The sequence below is a fragment of the Pseudomonas sp. KNUC1026 genome, assembly GCF_021650705.1.
Taxonomy (GTDB): domain Bacteria; phylum Pseudomonadota; class Gammaproteobacteria; order Pseudomonadales; family Pseudomonadaceae; genus Aquipseudomonas.
This window is the reverse complement of record NZ_CP087138.1, coordinates 3,527,177-3,544,771: the sequence shown is the minus strand read 5'-3', so window position 1 is coordinate 3,544,771 and position 17,595 is coordinate 3,527,177. Positions and strand designations below refer to the sequence as shown.

The 17,595-nt window shown below is 64.0% G+C and carries 10 protein-coding genes, 11 pseudogenes and 1 riboswitch; of the genes and pseudogenes, 13 read left to right on the top strand and 8 right to left on the bottom strand.

What is annotated here, in order from left to right; translation table 11 throughout:
* Window positions 1-51: 51 nt before the first annotated feature.
* Window positions 52-1,561, bottom strand: a pseudogene (gene mqo, locus LN139_RS16620) (malate dehydrogenase (quinone)).
* A gap of 481 nt (window positions 1,562-2,042) precedes the next feature.
* Entirely contained in the window at window positions 2,043-2,276 is a 234-nt protein-coding gene (locus tag LN139_RS16615; protein WP_236355259.1) for a hypothetical protein, read from the bottom strand.
* Window positions 2,277-2,441: 165 nt separating this feature from the next.
* Between LN139_RS16615 and LN139_RS16610 the strand changes: the two genes are divergently transcribed.
* Window positions 2,442-3,026 carry a YajG family lipoprotein gene (locus tag LN139_RS16610; RefSeq protein WP_236355258.1) on the top strand — a complete coding sequence of 195 codons (585 nt, stop codon included), beginning with the start codon at window positions 2,442-2,444 and terminating at the stop codon, window positions 3,024-3,026.
* Window positions 3,027-3,118: 92 nt separating this feature from the next.
* Here the strand turns inward: LN139_RS16610 and LN139_RS16605 are convergent, their stop codons facing one another.
* Together LN139_RS16605 and LN139_RS16600 are read right to left on the bottom strand one after the other, a co-directional pair.
* Complete coding sequence (locus LN139_RS16605; protein ID WP_236355257.1) at window positions 3,119-3,325, bottom strand: hypothetical protein; 207 nt, start codon at window positions 3,323-3,325, stop codon at window positions 3,119-3,121.
* A gap of 99 nt (window positions 3,326-3,424) precedes the next feature.
* Window positions 3,425-4,588: a 1-acyl-sn-glycerol-3-phosphate acyltransferase gene (locus LN139_RS16600; RefSeq protein ID WP_236355256.1), complete on the bottom strand. Its 1,164-nt coding sequence runs from the start codon at window positions 4,586-4,588 to the stop codon at window positions 3,425-3,427.
* Window positions 4,589-4,665: 77 nt separating this feature from the next.
* Between LN139_RS16600 and LN139_RS16595 the strand changes: the two genes are divergently transcribed.
* From LN139_RS16595 to LN139_RS16580, 4 genes and pseudogenes are all read left to right on the top strand, one after another.
* The gene (locus LN139_RS16595; RefSeq protein ID WP_236355255.1) at window positions 4,666-4,848 is read left to right on the top strand and encodes a CPXCG motif-containing cysteine-rich protein; all 183 of its coding nucleotides are present in this window, start codon (window positions 4,666-4,668) and stop codon (window positions 4,846-4,848) included.
* Window positions 4,849-5,109 (top strand): putative signal transducing protein, encoded by a 261-nt coding sequence (locus LN139_RS16590; protein ID WP_236355254.1) that lies wholly within the window; start codon window positions 4,849-4,851, stop codon window positions 5,107-5,109. It begins immediately after the preceding gene.
* An 18-nt stretch (window positions 5,110-5,127) separates the two neighbouring features.
* Window positions 5,128-5,747 (top strand): annotated as a pseudogene (locus tag LN139_RS16585) (SOS response-associated peptidase).
* Window positions 5,748-5,805: 58 nt separating this feature from the next.
* Window positions 5,806-6,636, top strand: a complete 831-nt coding sequence (locus tag LN139_RS16580; protein ID WP_236355253.1) for a M48 family metallopeptidase — start codon at window positions 5,806-5,808, stop codon at window positions 6,634-6,636.
* Between the two features lie 130 nt (window positions 6,637-6,766).
* On the opposite strand, the pseudogene LN139_RS16575 reads toward LN139_RS16580, so the two are convergent.
* The 3 genes and pseudogenes from LN139_RS16575 to LN139_RS16565 all read right to left on the bottom strand — a co-directional run.
* Window positions 6,767-7,348: pseudogene (locus LN139_RS16575) on the bottom strand (TMEM165/GDT1 family protein); the annotation flags it as partial.
* Window positions 7,349-7,436: 88 nt separating this feature from the next.
* A riboswitch (yybP-ykoY riboswitch) is annotated at window positions 7,437-7,561 on the bottom strand.
* Window positions 7,562-7,601: 40 nt separating this feature from the next.
* Window positions 7,602-8,599: pseudogene (locus LN139_RS16570) on the bottom strand (methyltransferase).
* Window positions 8,600-8,640: 41 nt separating this feature from the next.
* Window positions 8,641-9,594: a 2-hydroxyacid dehydrogenase gene (locus LN139_RS16565; RefSeq protein ID WP_236355252.1), complete on the bottom strand. Its 954-nt coding sequence runs from the start codon at window positions 9,592-9,594 to the stop codon at window positions 8,641-8,643.
* 110 nt (window positions 9,595-9,704) lie between these two features.
* Between LN139_RS16565 and LN139_RS16560 the strand changes: the two genes are divergently transcribed.
* The 8 genes and pseudogenes from LN139_RS16560 to LN139_RS16525 all read left to right on the top strand — a co-directional run.
* Window positions 9,705-10,328 (top strand): LysE family translocator, encoded by a 624-nt coding sequence (locus tag LN139_RS16560; protein WP_236355251.1) that lies wholly within the window; start codon window positions 9,705-9,707, stop codon window positions 10,326-10,328.
* A gap of 59 nt (window positions 10,329-10,387) precedes the next feature.
* A pseudogene (locus LN139_RS16555) lies at window positions 10,388-12,159 on the top strand (DUF1302 domain-containing protein).
* Between the two features lie 210 nt (window positions 12,160-12,369).
* Window positions 12,370-13,382 (top strand): annotated as a pseudogene (pstS, locus tag LN139_RS16550) (phosphate ABC transporter substrate-binding protein PstS).
* Window positions 13,383-13,453: 71 nt separating this feature from the next.
* A pseudogene (pstC, locus tag LN139_RS16545) lies at window positions 13,454-14,451 on the top strand (phosphate ABC transporter permease subunit PstC).
* Window positions 14,448-15,321 (top strand): annotated as a pseudogene (pstA, locus tag LN139_RS16540) (phosphate ABC transporter permease PstA). Before pstC ends, pstA begins: the two co-directional pseudogenes overlap by 4 nt.
* Window positions 15,321-16,094, top strand: a complete 774-nt coding sequence (gene pstB, locus LN139_RS16535) for a phosphate ABC transporter ATP-binding protein PstB (protein ID WP_236355250.1) — start codon at window positions 15,321-15,323, stop codon at window positions 16,092-16,094. Before pstA ends, pstB begins: the two are co-directional and overlap by 1 nt.
* A gap of 94 nt (window positions 16,095-16,188) precedes the next feature.
* A pseudogene (locus tag LN139_RS16530) lies at window positions 16,189-16,278 on the top strand (phosphate ABC transporter ATP-binding protein); the annotation flags it as partial.
* 97 nt (window positions 16,279-16,375) lie between these two features.
* A pseudogene (locus LN139_RS16525) lies at window positions 16,376-16,462 on the top strand (phosphate ABC transporter ATP-binding protein); the annotation flags it as partial.
* Window positions 16,463-16,814: 352 nt separating this feature from the next.
* On the opposite strand, the pseudogene LN139_RS16515 reads toward LN139_RS16525, so the two are convergent.
* A pseudogene (locus tag LN139_RS16515) lies at window positions 16,815-17,579 on the bottom strand (DeoR/GlpR family DNA-binding transcription regulator).
* Window positions 17,580-17,595 lie beyond the last annotated feature (16 nt).

The window sequence follows — 17,595 nt, the reverse complement described above, 5'->3', positions numbered from 1 at the left end:
CACTGGCTGGTGGGAGGGCGGCTCGCCGCGCGACAGGGCCGCTGCCCGATATCAGGCGTACTGCTCGCCTGCGACAGGAGCCGGCGCAACCAGCTCCAATGCCTCATTGCTCTGCCGATTGACCTTGCGGTACAGCTCTGCATCGGCCGCCAGGGCTTTTCACGCGCGGGGAAGATCTGCGCAAGCTTGCCAGCCCAGGCCGAGGCGTATTGCTCGGGGAAGCAGCGCTGGATCAGCTCGAGCATGATCGACACGGTCACCGAAGCACCAGGCGATGCCCCCAGCAGCGCAGCAAGGCTGCCGTCTGCAGAGGCCACCAGCTCGGTGCCGAACTGCAGCACGCCGCCTTTCTTCGCGTCTTTCTTGATGATCTGAACGCGCTGGCCTGCCACTTCGAGGCGCCAGTCTTCGGCCTTGGCCTGCGGATAGAACTTGCGCAGCGACTCCAGGCGTTGCTCCATCGACTGGCGCACTTCCTTGACCAGGTAACGGGTCAGGTCCATGTTGTCGCGCGCCACTGCCAGCATCGGGCCGATATTGCCCAGGCGCACCGACAGCGGCAGGTCCATGAGCGAGCCGTGTTTGAGGAATCGCGTGGTGAAGCCGGCGTAAGGGCCGAACAGCAGCGAGGTCTTGCCGTCCACTACGCGGGTGTCGAGGTGTGGCACCGACATCGGCGGGGAGCCTACCGCTGCCTGGCTGTACACCTTCGCCTGATGTTGCTTGACCACTTCGGGGTTGTCGCAGCGCAGCCATTGGCCACTGACGGGGAACCCGCCGAAGCCTTTGCCCTCTTCGATACCTGAAGCCTGCAACAGCGGCAGGGCCGCGCCGCCGGCGCCGAGGAACACGAAACGTGCACCAAGCTGGCGGGTGTGGCCACTGTTCACGTCCTTGATGTCGACCACCCAACCGGTGCCCTCGCGGCGCAGGCCGGTGACTTTCCTGGAGTACTTGACCGTGGCGTTTTCAGTGCCGCCCAGGTAGCCCAGCAGCTTGTTGGTCAGTGCGCCGAAATTCACGTCAGTTCCGTTGGCGACACGCGTGGCGGCCAGGCGCTCATTGGGGTCGCGGCCGGGCATCATCAGCGGCATCCATTGCCCCATGATCGCCTTGTCTTCGGTGTAGGCCATTTCGGCGAAGGCGTGATGCGGCTTGAGCGACTCGTAGCGCTTTTTCAGGAAAGCGATACCTTGTCACCGGACACGTAGCTAAGGTGCGGCACAGGATTGATGAAGGCCTTGGGCGCGCCGAAAGCGCCCTTGCGAATCAGGTAGGCCCAGAATTGCTTCGACACCTCGAACTGGGTGTTGATATGCACCGCTTTCTTGATGTCGATCGAGCCATCGGCGGCCTGTGGCGTGTAGTTCAGTTCGCAGAGGCCCGCATGCCCGGTGCCGGCGTTGTTCCAGGGGTTGGAACTCTCTGCCGCGCCGGAGTCCATCGCCTCGACCACTTCGATCTTGAGGGACGGATCGAGCTCCTTGAGCAGCACCGCCAGGGTCGCGCTCATGATCCCGGCCCCGACCAGCACTACATCCACTGCTTCATTCTGCGCCATTCACGCATCTCCAAAATCTTTCACAACTGTTTTGACAACCAGAAGCCTGTTCAGGTGTGACCGCGCAAAGCGGCCAGCTTTCCCCGGGCCTGGCCGATGAACGACAAAAGCGCTGGTGCTCGAGGTTGCCGAAGGCTGCCATCAACTCATCTAACGCGGCGGCGGGCAATTCGACCAACGGTCAAGAAAGGCGCGCTGGCGGGCGACGCGCACCCGAACCGCGTGGGCGGCTCTCTGCGGGCTTTGAAGCGGGGCCCGAGGCAGGAGACGACCTTGTAATCGGGGCGTGAGTATAACGAGGTCGGCCAGGCAAAGCGACGATTTGACGCGGGTGCAACGCGGGCGCAGCGCGGGTGCAGAGCGGGCGCAGCGCAGATGCAACGCGGGTGCAACGCAGCCGCCACACACATCCCGCACAACGGAAACACCGCCGCAATCAGCCCTAAAGGCAGATCACAGCGGGTAGCAGGCAGGGGCTGAATCAGTTCTGCAGTGCAGCCATCAGCTCGGAGGCAACGGCCGGGCGGCTCACTCTGGCACTCGCCGGCAATGGCCGGCCGAGCGAGTGCAGGCGAGTCTCGGTGACCTCGACCCAGCCACTGCCCGCTGGGGCATGGCCGCAGGTACGAAAGGCCGCGCACAGGCCATGTGCATCGATCAGTGCGTAATGGCGAGGGAGGGTGACAAGGCCGAGCAGTGCGAGAAATTTGAACATGGCAGCGGTCTGTGCGTTGGGGTTGATGCAGAGCCTAGCCAGAGCGCGTGACAGGGTGGTGACAGGAACCCCCGATACCCGCAGCCAGTCTGAACTTCACACGCATACCGCCGTTGCTGCCGCCTCGGTATACTGGCGGCCATTGCCCCTCATGGAGATCCGTGCATGTTGCCACGCCTGTTGTTCGCTTCGATCGTCGCCGGCACCCTGGCCTTGGCCGGCTGCGCCAGCAGCCCGCAAATGCTGAGCCCTCAGCCCAAACTGCTGGAGCAACTGGCTCCCGTTGCCCAGGGGCAGCCTGTCGTGGTGCGAGTGGTAGATGGCCGCCCCTCGCCGGTGCTCGGCACCCGCGGTGGCCTGTACCCTGAAACCAGCGCCGTGACGGTGCAGGGCAACGACATCGTGCCCAAGCTGCAGGCTCAGGCCGAAGCCGCTGTGCGCCTGATGGGCTTCACGCCCAATGCCGGTGCCATGGGCGCGCCCACGCTCACCATTACCTTGGCTGACCTCAAATACCAGTCGCCCAAGGATTCCACCTACGTGACCGAGGCGACCATCTCGGCCACGTTCCGCGCTGACGTACGCGGCAATGGCCACAACTACACCGGCCGCTATAACGCCTCCTTGAACCAGCGTTTCGGCATGTCGCCAAACCAGGAAACCAATACCCGCCTGGTGAGCGATGTGCTCAGCGACGCCCTGACGCGGGTGTTCAAGGACCAGACCGTCGGCCAGACGCTGCGCCAGTGAGCCAATGAGCTATTGGCTTCAAGCCAGGAGCTGCAAGCCGATTTGCGTTGGCTTGCAGCTTTTTTGTTGGCTGGGGTTTGCTTTGAAGGGGGTCAAGCCGCTTCGATGTGGAAGTCGGGTAGGCAGAAGCCGGTGTGCAGGTCGGCTTCAGGCAGGTCCTGGTGGTGATGGCCGCCCAGGGCGCAATAGACCAGCCAGCGGCGGTCGTGCACGTTGATTGCCTGGCCGTCGATCAGCGCCTCTTGTTCGTCGCTGGGCGTGATGAGGTAGAGGCGGTCCTGATTGTTCGCGTGCAGCATCGTAAAAACATCCTGTCCAGAGTCGGTCAAACATGGGGCGCCAAGGCTGCCCTTTTTTGATGACGAAACCGTGAACAGGAAATACAAGCCGCCGGGCGGTTACAGCGGCAGCCCGGCCTTGACTCGATACTGATTGCGAACCGGCGTCGCATATTGCTGGATCAGGTACGGCCGATGTTCGGTCGGGCAGTCTTGGAGCCTGCGTTGCCATTCTTCGCGGGCCTGCTCCAGCTCCTGAGCGTCGAACAGTGCGGACGCTTTCGGTACCTGCAGCGTGGCATCGGCCTCGGCCCATTGCTCCCAAGCCAGGTAATGCACGGGGAACAGGCGATAGCCGGACAGAATCTTGCGGTCGATCTCGGCGGCCAGTTCCCTGGTGTCTTCGTGATAAGCCGTGACGGGCGGGCTGAAATTGATATGCACACGGCCCTTGTAGCCCGTGATGCCCAGCGCGATGCTCAGGTCATCCTCGCCCGGTGCCTTCTTGTAGGTGCCGGTGGTGGCGCGAATGTACAGCTCGCGGGCCTTGGCCGCGTCGCAGGGGTCGTACTCGTAGCTGATCGACACCGGCGTGAGGTTGAGCGAATGGATCACCTCGGCGAAGGGCTCTTCGCGGCGGCTCATGTGGAACATTTTCAGAATGGCCGGGTCGGTACGGTCATCACCGTCCTTTGCGCGGCCCTCGGCCTGGGCGATCCAGATCGACTGGCAGTCGTTGCGGATCGAATGGCTGATATACGCCGAGAGCAATTGCCAGGCGGCCAGCTTTTCGCGCCGCCCGCTGATGGAGCGATGCACGATGAAGCTTTTGTTCAGGCGCATCAGGTCGCTGACGAACGGGCGCTGCAACAGGTTGTCGCCGATGGCGATGCGCGGCGTCGGCAGGCCCGCGTGGTAGACGGCGTAGTTGACGAAGGCCGGGTCCATCACGATATCGCGGTGGTTGGCCAGGAACAGATAGGCGTTGCCGGACTTGAACTGCTCGACGCCGGTGTAGGTAACGCCGTCTGTAGCGCGCTCGATGGTGTGGTCGACGTACATCTCGACCTTGTCTTGCAGCGCCGCAACGCTTTCGATGCCGGCGAACTCGCGGCCAAGCTTGCGCGCGACCATCGGCTTGAGCAGCCAACCCATGGGGCCGGCGAAACGCGGGAAGCGGAAGTGAATGATGGTATCGAGAAACGCCTGGTCCTTGAGGAGCCTCTTCAGTACGGCTTTGACCTCGGAGTCATCGTAAGGTCGGATGGCATCGAATTCGCCCATCTTGCTCTCTTGTTGGAAACGGCTGGTGTATTGGAACAGACCGGCGATTATACCCATAAACCAAGGCCGGAGGCCCGATGCTCGAAACCCAAGCCTATGATTGCCCCTATTGCGGCGAACCTGCCGAGGCCGTACTGGACCTTTCCGGCGGCGATCAGCAGTACATCGAGGACTGCCCGGTCTGCTGCCGGCCGATCACCTTCGTGCTCAGCACCGACGGCGAGCAGTGGTCGCTGGAGACCTACAGCGAGAATGAATAGATGAAGCGCGTCTACGAACCCGAGAGCCTGCTTGAAGCCGAGTTGCTGCTGGCGATGCTGCAAAGCGAGGGCATCGCTGCGCATCTGGCCGGGCGCGACCTGGTGGGTGGCATTGGCGATCTGCCGGCCATCGGCCTGCTGGGGCTTGTGGTCGATGACGCGCGGGCGGCCGACGCACGGCAGCTGATTGCTGCGTACAATGGCGCACAGCCCTTGCCGGGCGAGGAGCCGGACAGCTATTTCGGTGTGCTCGAGTGTTGAACGGAGCCTTGTTTTCGGATGTGTGGTCGATACGCCCTGTTTCGCTGGACCCCGGCCTTTGCCGCGCTGCCCGGCTTCCCCTCTGGCCAGCAGGCGCAATGGAACATTTCCCGGGCCAGCGCGTGCTGATGCAGCGCCAGGGGGAGCAGGGCATCGAACTGGCCCTGGCACGCTGGGGGCTGACCCCGCCCTGGCTCACTGACCTTTCACGCACCCCGGCACAGGCGCGCGCCGAAACCCTGGCCGACCAGCCGATGTTTCGCGAGCCCTTTCGCCAGCGCCGCTGCCTGCTGCCGGCCAACGGTTTTTACGAATGGCGCGGGAGCGTGCGCAAACAGCCGTACTGGCTCACGCCGGGCGAAGGCTCGAACCTGCATTTCGCCGCCCTGTGGGAGGCTTTCCCGGCGGGCGACGAAACCTGGCTGAGTGTGGCGGTCGTGACCCAGGCGGCGATGAACCAGCGCCGCCCATTGATCCTCGATGAAGCCGAACAGGCTCTGTGGCTGGCGGCCGACACGCCGCTGCCCGTGCTCAACGGCTTGCTGGCGCGGCCCTGCCCGCAGCTGCGCGAACGCCCGCTGGCGCGGTTGGTCAATGATCCAGAGCTGAACGCGCCGGAATGCCTGACACCGGCCTGAGGCTTTTCAGGCTGCATGTATCAGGTAGGATACGCGGCATCATGCAAGGGAGTGAGCTATGCCAACGATTTTCAAGAAAGCCGCTATCGCAGTGTCGCTGGCCAGCGTCACGCTGCTGGTGGGCTGCCAGGCGGTGAATACCACCCAGGGCGACACGGTGGGTGTCAACCGCAAGCAATACATGTTCAGCATGCTGTCCACCGATGAGGTGAACCAGATGTACGCCACCTCCTACAAGGAGACGCTGAGCAAGGCCAATGCCGCGCACGTGCTGGACAAGACCAGCACCGAGGCCAAGCGCGTCCAGGCCATCGCCGACCGGCTGATCGCCCAGGCACCGAAGCTGCGCCCTGACTCGGCGCAGTGGCAATGGGAAGTGAACCTGATCAAGAGCGATGAGCTCAACGCCAACTGCGGCCCCGGCGGCAAGATCATCGTTTACACCGGCCTGATCGACAAACTCAACCTCGCCGACGACGAGCTGGCTGCGGTCATGGGCCACGAGATCGCCCACGCCCTGCGCGAGCACGGCCGCGAAGCCATGTCCAAGGCCTACGGCATGCAGATGGCCAAGCAAGGCGCTGCTGCAGTATTCGGCCTGGGCCAGGATTCCCTGGCGCTGGCCGATGCGGTCACCGAATACGGCATGACCCTGCCCAACAGCCGTGCCAACGAAAACGAGGCCGACCTGCTGGGCCTGGAACTCTCCGCCCGCGCAGGCTACAACCCCAACGCCGCCATCACCCTGTGGAAAAAGATGAACGCCGCAGGCGGGGCAGGGCAGCCGGAATTCCTCAGCACTCACCCCTCCGACGCCAACCGCATCTCGTCCTTGCAGGCGGCAATCCCGAAGGTCATGCCGCTCTACCAGGCCGCTGCCAAAGGTTGAGGAGCAGCTCCAAGCTTCAAGCTTCAAGCTTCAAGCTTCAAGCTTCAAGCTTCAAGCTTCAAGTCACAGAGCTCTCGCTTGTAGCTTGTAGCTTGTAGCTTGTAGCTTGTAGCTTGCAGCTTGCAGCTCGAACCCAGCCCGAACTCACCATGGCCTTGTAGACCGCGTACACCGCGAGCACGAAGAAAGCGATGGCGGCCAGGCGGCGGATCAGTGCCAGTGGCAGCTTATCGGCGGCGAAGTTGCCGGCGAGCACCACGGGTACGTTGGCGATCAGCATGCCCAGGCTGGTGCCGATGATCACCAGCAACAGGTTCGGGTACTGTGCAGCGAGCATTACCGTGGCGACCTGGGTCTTGTCGCCGATCTCGGCGAGGAAGAACGCGATCAGCGTGGCCATGAACGGGCCGAACTGGCTGGCGCGGTTGGCTTCGTCGTCGTCCATCTTGTCGGGCACCAGTGTCCAGAGTGCCGTGGCGGTAAAGCTCGCGGCCAGGATCCAGTGCAGGACGCTGTCGGTCAGGTAGCTGCTGATCCACGCGCCCACAGCGCCGGCGGCGGCGTGGTTGGCGAGGGTTGCGGCGAGAATGCCGAAGATGATCGGCACCGGCTTGCGAAAGCGAGCCGCCAGGATCAAGGCAAGGAGTTGGGTCTTGTCGCCGATTTCGGCCAGCGCCACGATACCGGTGGGCACAAGGAGGGATTCAAGCATCAGGCTTCCTACGGGGGCGGGTCGAACACGGCTATGACACGTACAGCCTCCCCGCCCCGGGTAAGGTGTGCGTGTCATAGGTCTTGTCAAACCGCCGGGCCCCTCTGTGTGGGCCTCTCTGGTCGCTCGCGCCATGGCCTGTGGGCCAAGTATGTTGACGCGCGCCAATGCAAGCACGGAGCTTGCGGGAGACTACTCCCCTAGGACGGTGCGGATTCTGCCTAGCCGTGCGGGCAAACGCAAGCGCTTCGCTTCAGGCTTTTTCCGCCTGGTAGATCTTGAAGCCGTTACCTTCATCGAGCGTCTCGCAGTGCCCCAGCGCGGCCTCCAGCAGCGGCGGATAACGCAGGAAGCTATTGGCGACCAAGCGAATCTGCCCCCTTTTCGCAGATGAAGGCTGCACTTTGTCAGCAGGTTTTCCGAGGCCTCGTAGTGGGTATGCACCCCGGTATGAAACGGCGGATTGCTGATGATCGCCGCCAGCTCACAGGGGGCTCCGTCGATGCCATCGGCGCACACCAATTGCGCTTCCAGGCCATTGGCCTGCAGGGTGAGGGCACTGGCGGCGATGGCGAAGGCGTCCACGTCCAGCAGTGTGACGGTGGCCTCCGGGTAACGGCGCTTCAGCGCCGCGCCGACGATGCCGGCTCCGCAGCCGAAGTCCAGCAGAGCGCCAGCCGGGAGCCCTTCGAGGTGCTGGAGCAGCAGCGCCGTGCCACGGTCCAGGCGGCCATGGCTGAACACGCCCGGAAGGCTCACCACGTTCAGCGCGCCACCGGGGGCGTCAACGCTGAAGGTATTGGCCTGGCTTTCCAGCGATGGGGCGGGCGGGGCGTTTTCCACGTCTACTCGCCATAGTTGGCAATGCCTGGCGCTGTCGAGTTTGCGCGGTTTGCCGAACGCTTCGAGTTGCCTGGCAGCGCTTTCGATGCCGCCACGCTTTTCGCCCACCAGATACAGCGGCTTGCCATTCAGGCGCGCCGCCAGGCACGCCAGCAGCCAGGTAGAGAACTCTTTGGCCTTGGGCACGAACAGCACGGCAGCGTCGAACTCTACCGTCGGCACTTGGGTGCCGAAGCCGATACGTTCGCCAAAGCGTGCAGCCAGGCTTGCCTGGTCGGCCGCGTTCCAGCACCAGGCCTGGGCCTGCGGCAGTTGGCTGAGCAGCCCGTCGGCAGGCAGGCCGGCGAGCAGCACGCGGCCGGTGAACAGGTCGGCCTGGCGGAGCAGCACTTCACTGCGCGGGTCCATGGGCAAGTCTCCAGGGCAAAAGCGGCGCAGTGTAGCAGAGCTCAGTTCACCACTCGCAGGGCCGTGCCGGCCGCGAAACTGCGCGCGTTCTCGGCGAGTTGGCCTACGATGCGCTGGCGCGCCTCGCGGCTGCCCCAGGCGCTGTGTGGGGTCACGATCAGGCGCGGCAGGTCGGGTGCCAGCAACGGGTTGCCGTGGGTGGGCGGCTCAGTGGTCAGCACGTCGGTGGCGGCCCCGCCCAGGTGGCCACTGCGCAAGGCGTCGGCCAGCGCTTGTTCGTTGACCAGGCCGCCGCGCCCGGCGTTGATCACGAAGCTGCCCGGTTTGAGCAGTGCCAGCTCGTGCGCACCGATCAGGTCGCGAGTGTGCTCGTTCAGCGGGCAGTGCAGCGTCAGGGCATCGACGCGAGGCAGCAGCTCGTTCAGTGGCAAGCGGCCTTCGCGCGCCGGCCGGTTGGGCAACTGGCCGATCAGCACGGTCATGCCGAAGGCTTCAGCCAGGCGCGCCACCGCGCTGCCCAGCTCGCCGTGGCCAAGCAGGCCCAGGGTCTTGCCTTCAAGCTCGACGATGGGGAAGTCGAGCAGGCAGAACTGCCTGGCCTGCTGCCATTTGCCTTGAGCGACTGCCTGTTGGTACTGCGGCAGGCTGGTGGCCAGTGCCAATAGCAGCATCAGCGTGTGCTGGGCGACGGCCGGGGTGCCGTAGCCCTGGCAGTTGCACACACTGATGCCCTGGGCGCGGGCCGCGGCCAGGTCGACGTTATTGGTACCTGTGGCACTGACCAGGATCAGCTTCAATTGCGGGTTGGCGGCCAGTACTTCGGCGGTGATCGGCACTTTGTTGGTGATCGCCACCTGCGCCCCGGCCAGCCGCTCGGCTGCCTGCGCCGGTTCGCTGCCGGGGTGCAGCGTCAGCTCGCTGAAGGCCTCGCGCAGCGGGGCCATGTCCAGGTCGCCGAGGTCCAGGGAGCTGTGATCGAGAAATACCGCGTGCATGCAAGGGCCCTCATGGCAAAGGTTGAAAACTCATCCGCGCCTGGCGCGTTCTGGGTTAACTTACCCGCTTGAAGAATCCAGCTGTTACAAAATTTAGAGGCAGGCAATTCATGTATTGGTCCGAATCTCTCACCGTAGCGTTGATCCACCTGCTGGCTGTGGCCAGCCCCGGCCCGGATTTCGCCGTGGTGGTGCGTGAAAGCGTGGCCCACGGCCGCACCGCCGGGCGTTGGACCGCGTTGGGTGTAGGCTCGGCGATCTTCCTGCATGTGGGCTATTCGATGCTGGGTATCGGCCTGATCGTGTCGCAGTCGATCGTGCTGTTCAACGTGCTCAAGCGGTTGGCGGCAGCCTACCTGATGTACATCGGCATCAAGGCCCTGCGCGCCAAGCCCGCCACGGATGCGGCGGTAACGGCAGGCCCTGCCGAGCCGCGTTCGGCGCGCCAGGCTTTCGTCGCAGGCTTCATGACCAACGGCCTCAACCCCAAGGCCACGTTGTTCTTCCTGTCGCTGTTCACGGTCGTGATCAACCCGCACACACCTGTGGCCGTGCAGGCCGGTTACGGCGTTTACCTGGCCGTGGCCACCGCGCTGTGGTTCTGCCTGGTGGCTCAGTTGTTCAGCCAGGCGCGTGTGCGTGCGGGCTTTGCACGCATGGGCCATTGGTTCGACCGCACCATGGGCGCGGTACTGGTGGCATTGGGCATCAAGATTGCCCTTACCAGCCGCTAAAAGAGTTGGAGAGCGGCGCCTGGCGTGAGCCATGCGCCGCTGCATATTGGTTTTTCTGTCTGGATGCTGCCGTTGAGTGCTTTTCGTGTGATCTGGGTGGCGCCCTTGCATTGGCCACTGTGCCGGCCTGGGGCGTGCCCTTCAATATCGGCGCCGTCGAAGGCCAGTTCGATTCGCAGCTGTCGCTGTCCTCAGCCTGGGGCACGGCCAGCCCGTCGCAGCGGCTGATCGGCGTGGCCAACGGCGGCACCGGCGTTAGCGCCATCGGCGACGACGGGCGCAAGAACTTTCGAAAGGGTGAGGCGTTCACCCGGCTCTTCAGTGGCGTACATGCGGTGGAATTGCGCTATGGCGACAGTGGCGCTTACCTCAAAGGCCGTTACTGGTACGACTTCGAGCTCAAGGACGACAGCCGCCGCTTCAAGGCCATCGACGACGGCGGCCGCGCCGAGAGCAGCAAGGCCAGCGGCGGTGAATGGCTCGATGCCTATGTGTGGCACCACTACCAGTGGGGCGAGCAGCCCGGCACCCTGAGGCTTGGCCGGCAGGTGCTGGACTGGGGCCAGGCCGAATTCATCGGCGGCGGCATCAGCGCGATCAACCCGCGTGAAGCGGCCAGCTGGTCGCGCCCCGGTAGCACCTGGCGCAGCAACCTGCGGCCCACCAGCCTTGTGTACCTGAACCAGAACCTCACCGACCGCCTGGCGGTCGACGGTTTCTATCAGTTGGCGTGGGATGCCGACAGCCAGGCCAACTGCGGCACCTTCATGGCCACCAGCGATGTGCTGGCCCAGGGCTGCGACCGCAACCTGGCACTGGGCGCCACCCAGGCAGGCCTGGCCGCGCAACTGAGCAGCCTGAGCCTGGCCCAGCGCCAGGCAGCGCTGCAGGTGGCCGGCGCGCAGGGCGCCCGCTTCGCCAGCCCTGATGAGGGGGTGATCGTCAGCCGTGGAAAAGACCGCGATGCCCGCAACAGCGGCCAGTTCGGCCTTGCGGCGCATTATCAGCTCGACCTGTGGAACACCGACCTCGGTGCCTACGCGATGAATTACCACAGCCGCGCCCCGATCTTCGCCGGCAGCGGCGCCAGCGCTTCGAACCTGGCCAGTGCATTGGCAGCAGCAGGGGTACCGGCCAGCGCCGCAGTGGTGGATGCATTGCAGCCCAGTGTCGCGGCGGGGCGTTCGGGTTATTACCTGCGTTACCCGCAGAACATTCACCTCTACGGCCTGAGCTTTTCCTCGACCTTGCCCGCCGGCACTCGCTGGAAAGGCGAGGTGAGCTACCGGCCCAACGCGCCGGTGCAGCAGAACTGGCTTGAGGTGCTCGATGAGGCGGCCAGTGGCAGTGACGCCGCAGGCTATCGGCGCAAGGCCGTGACGCAGGTGCAGACCAGCCTTTCGCACACCTTCGACGGCGGGCTTGGGGCCGACAGCTTCGAGCTGGCCGGCGAGGTCGGGCGGTGCACGTCGCAGGGTTGGGCGATGGGCTGGATTATGGCCGCGACCCGGTGTACGGCACGGGGGGCAGCGGCGGGTTTACCACCGCCAACGCCTGGGGCTATCGCGCCCGCGCAGTCTGGACGTTCAACGATGTGCTGCCACGCCTGGCGCTCAAGCCCAGCCTGGGCTGGTCGCATGATGTCAGTGGCTATTCGCCGCAGCCTGAAGGCACCTTCGAAGAAGGCCGCAAGGCGGTCAGCGTCGGGGTCGGCACCGACTATCAACGGACGTGGTCTGCCGACTTGAGTTATACGGCGTTTTTCGGCGGCCGCTACAGCACCCTGGCGGATCGCGATTTCGTGTCGCTCAGCACCAGCGTCAGGTTCTGATTTCGGAGGTGGGTGTGGCGCAATGCCATGCCTTTTTGGGGAGCGGGGAATTTTCTCTGCCCGCTCAGAACCCGCGCGGCGCAAGGGCTGGCGCTCAGGTGTAACAATTTTCCCGTTACCCTGTCATGAAAGAGTCACATTCCAAGCTTTAAATCGGCACGGCTTACTCCTGTGGAATGAATCCACACAAATCCTTGACTGAGGTGCGCCGTGAGACTGTTGACCAAGACCCGCCTTTCGATTCTGCTGGCTTCGCTGTGCCTGTCGGGCGTTGCCCATGCCACCGACGTGAATGGTGCCGGTTCCAGCTTCGTTTACCCCGTGCTGTCGAAGTGGGCGCAAAAGTACCAGGAGTCTTCGGGTAACCGCATCAACTACCAATCGATCGGTTCGGCGGCGGTATCGCTCAGATCAAAGCCGCAACCGTCGACTTCGGCGCTTCCGATGCCCCGCTCAAGGGTGAAGACCTGCAAGCTGCCGGCCTGGGCCAGTTCCCCAGCGTCATCGGCGGTATCGTGCCGATCGTCAACGTCGAAGGCGTCGAGCCTGGCAAGTTGAAGCTGGACGCTGCCACCCTGGGCGCTATCTTCCAAGGCACCATCACCACCTGGGACGACGCCAAGATCAAGGCGCTGAACCCTGACGTGAAACTGCCTGGCGAGAAAATCACCGTCGTTCACCGCTCCGACGGCTCGGGCACCTCGTTCAACTTCACCAGCTACCTGGACAAAGCCGCTTCGGCCGACTGGAAAGCCGGCGCCGGCTCCACCGTTCAATGGCCAGTGGGTGTAGGTGGCAAGGGTAACGAAGGTGTGGCTGCTTACGTGAAGCAGATCAAAGGCTCGATCGGCTACGTCGAATACGCCTACGCCAAGTCCAACAAACTGTCGCACACCCAGCTCAAGAGCGCCGGTGGCAAGTTCCTGGAGCCTAGCGCTGCTGCCTTCGCCGCTGCCGGTGCCACTGCCGACTGGAAAAGCGCCAAGGACTTCAACCTGCTGCTGGTGAATGCACCGGGCGCCGATGCATGGCCGATCGCCGCTACCACTTGGATCATCATGTACAAGCAACCGAAGAAAGCCGAAGAAAGCAAAGCTGCTTTCGACTTCTTCAAATGGTCGCTGGAGCACGGCCAGGCGCAAGCCAGCGAGCTGGACTACGTCGCGCTGCCGGACTCGCTGGTCAAGCAGATCGAAGCTTACTGGGCCGCTGAGTTCAAGTAACCGAATCGAGTGCAACCCTCGCCCCTCAAGTGCCAGTTGGCGCTTGGGGGATCTTTTGCGAGTGGACCAAAATGACCGACAACTCCCAAGTGCTGTCCACTGTGATTGCAGATAAACAGAACGAAAGCGAAGTACGCGCCGCGCGCGATCACCGCCACGATGTGTGGTTCCGCCGCACGGTTCGTAGCGCTGCGATGATCGTGCTGGGCCTGCTCATATGCATTGCCGGCTCCACCTTGTGGGGCGGCGCCCAGGCCTTCCATACCTTTGGCCTCGATTTCTTCACCAGCACCGATTGGGACGCAGTCGGTGAGCGCTTTGGTTCGGTGGTGCCGGTGTACGGCACGCTGGTCACCGCGTTCCTGGCGCTGGTGATTGCCGTGCCGGTTAGCTTCGGCATCGCGATTTTCCTCACTGAAGTTGCGCCGCCATGGCTGCGCATGCCGATCGCCTCTGCGATCGAACTGCTGGCGGGCATCCCGTCGATCATCTACGGCATGTGGGGCTGTTCGTTTTCGCCCCGTTCATGGCCAATTACATCAGCCCCTGGATCAACGACTACCTGGGTGCAATCCCTGGCATCGGTGTGCTGTTCCAAGGGCCTCCGCTCGGCATCGGCGTGCTGACCGCAAGCATCGTGCTGGCGATCATGATCATTCCATTCATCACCTCGGTGATGAACGAGGTATTCCGCACCGTTCCCACCCAGCTCAAGGAATCGGCCTACGCACTGGGCGGCACCACCTGGGAGGTGGTCTGGGACATCGTGCTGCCTTACACCCGCTCGGCGGTGGTCGGCGGTGTGTTCCTCGGCCTTGGCCGCGCGTTGGGTGAAACCATGGCGGTGACCTTCGTGCTCGGTAACGCCCACCAGCTGTCGGCCTCGCTGCTGATGCCGGGCAGCTCGATCGCCTCGGTGATCGCCAACGAGTTCACCGAAGCCTATTCGGACATGCACCGCAGCTCGCTGATCGCCTTGGGCTTCCTGCTGTTCGTCGTGACCTTCATCGTGCTGGCCATCGCCCGCCTGATGCTGATGCGCCTGTCGCGCAACGAGGGGGTTAAATGAGTTCTCCCAATGAAAACCTGTACCGGATGCGCGCGTTCAAGAACGGCCTGGCCATGGCCTTCGCCTGCGCTGCAACCGCGTTCGGCCTGCTTTGGCTGGTGTGGATTCTGATCACTACCATCACCAACGGCATGTCGGCACTGGGGCCTGCGTCGTTCACGCAGATGACGCCGCCGCCGGGCGCTTCGGGGGGCTGGCCAACGCCTTCTACGGCAGCCTCTTGATGTCGGCCGTGGCGCTGATCATCGGTACGCCGATCGGGCTGATGGCTGGGGTGTGGCTGGCCGAGTTCGCCCGCTACACCCGCATGGGCACCATCGTGCGCTTCATCAACGACATCCTGCTGTCGGCACCGTCGATCGTGCTGGGCTTGTTCGTGTATACCGCGTTCATCCTGCCGGTCAGTGCGCTGACCAACCACCAGGTCGGTTTTTCGGCGCTCGCCGGCGGCCTGACCCTGGCCTTGCTGGTGATCCCGGTGGTGGTGCGTACCACCGACGAGATGCTTCAGCTGCAACCGGGCACCATGCGTGAAGCCGCGCTGGCGCTGGGCGTTCCGCAGTGGAAGATGACCCTGCAGATCATCTTGCGCGCCGCCCGCGCCGGCGTTATCACCGGCATCCTGCTGGCGTTGGCGCGCATCACCGGCGAAACCGCGCCGCTGCTGTTCACCGCGTTCGGCAACCAGTTCTGGAAGCAGCGACCTGCTCAAGCCGATCGCCAGCGTGCCGGTGGTGGTGTTCCAGTACGCCATGAGCCCCTTCGAGGATTGGCACGCCCTGGCCTGGGCCGGCGCATCGGTGCTGACCCTGTTCGCGTTGGCCCTGAAGCCTGTTCTCCCGTCCGATTCTTCGTGAAAGGTCCCACTGATGACTACCGCCGCGCCCGTGCGTACCAAGATTCAGGTCCGCAACCTCGAGTTCTTCTACAACGGCAACCGCTCGCTCAAGTCCATCAACATGGACATTCCGGAGAAGCAGGTCACCGCGATCATCGGCCCTTCCGGCTGCGGCAAGTCGACCTTGCTGCGCGTGTTCAACCGCATCTATTCGATGTACCCCAAGCAGGAAGCCAAGGGTGAGGTGCTGCTCAACGGCGAGAACATCCTGGCCTCGAACTATTCGATGAACCGCCTGCGCAGCCACGTGGGCATGGTGTTCCAGAAGCCGGTGCCGTTTCCGATGTCGATCTACGACAACATCGCCTACGCGGTGCGCCACCACGAAAAGCTCGGCAAGCGCGAGATGGAAGAACGCGTCGAGCAGGCTCTGCGCGGCGCTGCGCTGTGGGATGAGGTCAAGGACAAGCTGAACAAGAGCGGCTCGGGCCTCTCCGGGGGCCAGCAGCAACGCCTGCGCATCGCTCGCACCATCGCCCTGCGCCCGCAGGCGCTGCTGCTCGACGAGCCGACCTCGGCGCTGGACCCGATCTCCACCGGCCGCATCGAACAGCTGATCACCGAGCTCAAGGAGCAGTTCACCGTGGTGATCGCGACCCACAACATGCAACAGGCCGCACGCTGCTCGGACTCGACCGCGTTCATGTTCATGGGCGACCTGATCGAGCATGGCGACACCGACACCATCTTCACCAAACCGACCAAGAGCCAGACCGAGGATTACATTACTGGGCGGTTCGGCTGATTCCGGCCAGGCTCGTCGCGCGGCAAGCCGCCCTCCCACTTGGTGATCCTGATCCTTGATCTTGATCTGGCGGGAGGCCGGCTCGCCGGGCGACGACCTGATCGAGTATGGCGACACCGACACCATCTTCACCAAGCCGACCAAGAGCCAGACCGAGGATTACATTACTGGGCGGTTTGGCTGATTCCGGCCAGGCTCGTCGCGCGGCAAGCCGCCCTCCCACTTGGTGATCCTGATCCTTGATCTTGATCTGGTGGGAGGCCGGCTCGCCGGGCGACGACCTGATCGAGTATGGCGACACCGACACCATCTTCACCAAGCTGACCAAGAGCCAGACCGAGGATTACATTACTGGGCGGTTTGGCTGATTCCGGCCAGGCTCGTCGCGCGGCAAGCCGCCCTCCCACTTGGTGATCCTGATCCTTGATCTTGATCTGGTGGTAGGCCGGCTCGCCGGGCGACGACCTGATCGAGTATGGCGACACCGACACCATCTTCACCAAGCTGACCAAGAGCCAGACCGAGGATTACATTACTGGGCGGTTTGGCTGATTCCGGCCAGGCTCGTCGCGCGGCAAGCCACCCTCCCACTTGGTGATCCTTGATCTTGATCTGGTGGGAGGCCGGCTCGCCGGGCGACGTGTAAGGGACGCCGTGTAACGGGCGACGTGCGGATCTTCGCGTCGCGCGGCACAGCCGCGCTCCTACGGTCTGAGACGTTCAGACCTTCTCGACCCTGACCAACCCGCTACTCATGAACGGCGCCACCAGCGCCTCATCCTCGGCACTGGTGATCAACCGCCAATGCCCGCTCACCGGCGTCCAGTGCCGCTGGTTGTCCCGCTCGAGCTTGCCGCATCGGCCAGCACGAACACCTCCGCTGCCTGCTGCAGCATCTTGTCCTTCAGATACGACTGTTCCGCGCTCGCCTCGCACAGCCCGCGCCCGGCCACCACGCCGTCGGCGCTGACGAACACCTTGTCGGCGCTCAGCCGCTCCAGCATCGCCAGGGCCGCCGGGCCGAAGGTACACAGGCTCTCGCTGCGCAGGTCGCCGCCCAGCAGGGTCACGCGGCCGTCGGGCAGGTCTTGCAGCGCCGGCAGCGCCAACAGGTTGTTGGTGATCACATGCAGCCCACGGCGCTCGCCGAGCAACCGCGCCAGCGCGGCGGTGCTGGTGCCGCCGTCGAGCAGCAGGGTGTCGTGGTCGTGAATGTGCGCCAGCGCGGCGCGGGCCATGCGGGCCTTCTCGGTGGAGTGCTGGCCGCTGCGCTCCTGCAGCGATTGCTCCGGCTCGCGCGCGCCGATATGCGCAGCGCCGCCGTAGGTGCGCATCACCAGGCCCTGTTCGGCCAGCGCCGTCAGGTCGCGGCGCACCGTGGCTCTCGCTCACCCCGAGCAAGGCGCAGAGCGTTTCGACATTGGCATTGCCGGGGTTGGCATGGACGAATTCGAGCAGGGTCTGGCGGCGGTTGGCGACTTTCATGCAGCGTCCGTTCGGC